Below are 1,235 nucleotides of genomic sequence, written 5' to 3' on the forward strand. Positions count from 1 at the left end.
CGCATCGCCTGAGGATCAGCGTCGAGCCGCCTCTGGGCATCCTCCATGACGTGTTCATGTTCCCAACGGGAGATGACGCGGTTCTTGGCCGTGGTGCAGCGCGCCTTAAGCGGGCAGCTTCCACAAGCTTTCGTGGCGTAGCGCCGAATGGTGCGTTCGCCATCCACTGTTGTAAGCCAATACGCCAGCAACTGGCCCGCCGGGCAGCGATATACGTCCTGCTTGGCCAGGTATGCGAAGTCGTGCTTGCCGAACTTGCCCTTCGCCTCCATGCCCGTCGTATTCGGTTTCGGCAGTGTCACAGCGATATCGGCGTCGGCGCAGGCTTTGATCTCCTCGCCTGTGTAGTAGCCGCGATCGGCCACGGCCTCGAGCTTGTCGACGCCGAGCACGGCCTTGGCCTGTTTACCCATGTTGGCGAGTTGTGCACGATCCGAGCCGCTATTCGTCACCTCGTGCGCGATGATGAGGTGGTGCTCGGTATCGACGGCAACCTGCACATTGTAGCCGACGACACCGGAGCCGCGGCCACTCGTGGCCATGGACCGACTGTCGGGATCGGTCAGCGAGATCTGCTGGTCCGGTGATGCCAGCATTGCCTGTTCGCAGGCTTCGAGCTTCTGCATCTCGCTCGCGAGCTTGGTGAGCTTCTCCTTCAGATGCGCCGTCTTCGCCGCGAGAGTCTCAGATGGCTCCTGCAGATCTGCGGTGTCCAGCTGCGCGAGATAGCGCGATACGCTCTCCTCCAGCTGCTGGCGACGGCGCTCGACCTTGCCCTTCGTGAAGTTCTTGTCACGCGTGTTGACCGCCTTGAACTTCGAGCCGTCGATGGCGACGCTCGCCTTCGTCAACAAGCCCATCTGCCGGCAAAGTTCGACGAACTTCGCGCACACCTTCTTGATGGCGGGGCCGTTGTCGCGGCGAAAGTCGGCGATCGTCTTGTCGTCGGGCGAAAGCCGCTGCAACAGCCAAATCACCTCAAGATTGCGCCTCGCCTCGCGCTCGAGCCGGCGGCTCGACTGGATGCGGTTGAGATAGCCGTAGATGTAGAGCTTGAGCAGCGGCGCAGGGTGATAACCGGGCCGGCCGGTTGCCGCAGGCTCGACGTCCTTGAAGCCCAGCTCTGCCAGATCGAGCGCTTCGACGAAGGCATCGACCGCGCGAACCGGATTACTCTCATCGACCCAGTCGTCGAGGCATTCGGGCAACAGCGTCGATTGCGCTCGGTCCGCCCC

1 protein-coding gene is annotated in these 1,235 nt (G+C 62.6%); it reads right to left on the reverse strand.

Annotation, left to right across the window (positions count from 1 at the left end; genetic code table 11):
* The coding region (locus XH80_RS02955) for an IS1182 family transposase (protein ID WP_271597262.1) at positions 1–1,235 on the reverse strand (1,235 nt) is incomplete at both ends.

It is taken from the genome of Bradyrhizobium sp. CCBAU 45384 (assembly GCF_028128665.1).
In the GTDB taxonomy this organism is placed as follows: Bacteria; Pseudomonadota; Alphaproteobacteria; order Rhizobiales; family Xanthobacteraceae; genus Bradyrhizobium; species Bradyrhizobium manausense.